Below are 2025 nucleotides of genomic sequence, written 5' to 3'. Positions count from 1 at the left end.
TCCACATCGGCGTCAGCGACGACCACGGCGTTCTCGCCCGTCCCACCACCACCGTCAGCGCCCACCTGGCCCACTGGTATCTGACCGCCGAACGGTTCGAGCCCCTCCCCGCAACCCCGGATCTGTACCGGCTCACGGGAGCTGGCTCCCACCAGGACGCGCGGCGCCGCGCGATACAGGTTGTCCACGACCTGCGCCACGCGGGGTTCGCCGTGGACGCTGACTACAGCCTCGACCCCGCCCTCACCAGCGCCCCGCCCCGCGCTGCGAACCGTCCGTCCCCGGCGGCACGGCATGCGCGGATCGCCCAGGCCGCCCGGACCTCCACCATCCTCACCGCCCCGCCGCACCACGCGGCCCCGCGGACAGCACCACCGTTGCCCACCACCGCCGCGTTGAACACCGGTCGGGGGCAGGGCCGATGAACGCGCGCGGTGCACCGATCCGTATTGCCCGCCAGGACACCGGTGAAGTCGAGGTGAACGGTTCCATCGATGAACTCGCCCGCCTCATCCTCGACCGGGCCGGTTTCCTCTTCCGCCCCACTGTGAGCGGGGTGTGGATCCGGCTCCCGTTCGACACCGGCCAGGCCAACGAGAACCGGCAAGCCACCCACGCCGCCCGAATGCTCAGCGCGGCCGGCTACCAGGTCGACCTCGACCCGGCCCTGCTTCCCGCCGCCGGACACCCCGAGCCCGTGAACGGATGGCCTCACCGCACCATGACCGCACCACTCGCACGGCCCGCCCGTCAGGGCACCGCTGCGGCCGGGCTGCCGGCGTCGCCGGCCAGCGGCAGCGGCCCGCGCCCGGGACGGTGACCATGCCCCACACCACCGCGCCCGTGGCCGGGAAGCCGGGGCCGGTGCTGGCCCAGCCGTATGTCTCGCGGCTGCTCGCCGGAACCCTGATCGGAAGACTGCCCACCGGCATGGTTCCCGTCGCCGTGCTCCTTCTCGTCGGCGCCCAGGGCGGCTCCCTGTCCACCGCCGGGATGCTGTGCGCCGTCTACGGTCTGGCCTCGGCGCTCGGCCAGCCTCTGCTCGGGCGTCTGGTGGACCGGCGCGGTCAGACCGTCGTCGCCACGCTCGCGGTCCTGGTCACCAGCCTCGCCTTGCTGGCGCTCCCGCGCCTCAACTCGGCCCAGGAACCGGCACTGTTCGGGTCTGTGCTGGTCCTCGCGGGGCTGTCGACGCCGCCGCTGGAGGCGAACGTGCGGGCACTGTGGCCCAGCGTGCTGCCCAATCCGTCCCAGCAGCGCGCCGCCCTCGCCCTCGACACCGGAAGCCAGGGGCTGATCTTCATCGCCGGGCCACCGCTCGTCGTCGCGCTGACCGCCCTCGCCGGTCCAGCGCCGGCGATAACCGCCACCGCACTGCTGGGCCTAGCCGGTGCCGTCATCGTGCTGACCGCCGCACCCTCGCGCAGTTGGCAGCCACACGCCACCAACAGCTCGTCGAGCTTTCTCGGGCCGCTGCACCACCTGGGGTTGGTCGCGCTGTTCACGGCCCTGGCCGGGACCGGGATCGCGCTCGGCGCCCACACCGTGTGGGCCGTCGCGCTCGCCGACCGCACCGGCACCGCCCTGCTGTCCGGGCTCGTCCCGGCCGCGCTATCGGTCGGCAGCCTGATCGGCGGCACCGTCTACGGCCGCCGGACCTGGCCCGGAAGTCTCACCGCTCAACTCACCGCTGCTGCTCTGGCGTTCACGCTGGGCTGGTCGGTGCTGCTCACCAATCCCGGCCCCGGCCTGGCTGTTGGCCTGTCGGTCCTGCCGGGCCTGTTCCTCACCGCACCGGTCACCTCCAGCTTTCTGACAGTGGACGCGCTCGCCCCGGCGGGCACGACCACGGAGGCGTACGCGTGGCTGATCGCCGCCATCGGCATCGGCCAGGCCGCCGGCACCGCCCTCGCCGGACCCCTCGCCACCCACCCCCACCTCGCCGGCGCACTGCCCTGCGCCGGGGCCCTGTTCACCGTCTCGGTGATCGTCTTCGCCCGTCGCCAGATCCACGTACCCGGAACC

Annotated in this window: 2 protein-coding genes and 1 pseudogene; all 3 read left to right on the top strand. The window is 73.4% G+C overall.

Annotated elements, in window-relative coordinates:
- Window positions 1–425, top strand: a pseudogene (locus A8W25_RS06195) (hypothetical protein); the annotation flags it as partial.
- Window positions 422–820: a hypothetical protein gene (locus A8W25_RS06190; RefSeq protein WP_067157220.1), complete on the top strand. Its 399-nt coding sequence runs from the start codon at window positions 422–424 to the stop codon at window positions 818–820. The pseudogene A8W25_RS06195 and the gene A8W25_RS06190, both read left to right, overlap by 4 nt.
- A 2-nt stretch (window positions 821–822) precedes the next feature.
- A partial coding sequence (locus A8W25_RS06185) for an MFS transporter (protein WP_067157218.1) occupies window positions 823–2025 on the top strand: 1203 nt, incomplete at its 3' end.

Origin of the sequence: Streptomyces sp. ERV7 (assembly GCF_001653515.1) — a bacterium.
In the GTDB taxonomy this organism is placed as follows: Bacteria; Actinomycetota; Actinomycetes; order Streptomycetales; family Streptomycetaceae; genus Streptomyces.
Note: the sequence above shows the minus strand (reverse complement) of the source record. Positions and strands in the feature narration are given on the sequence as shown.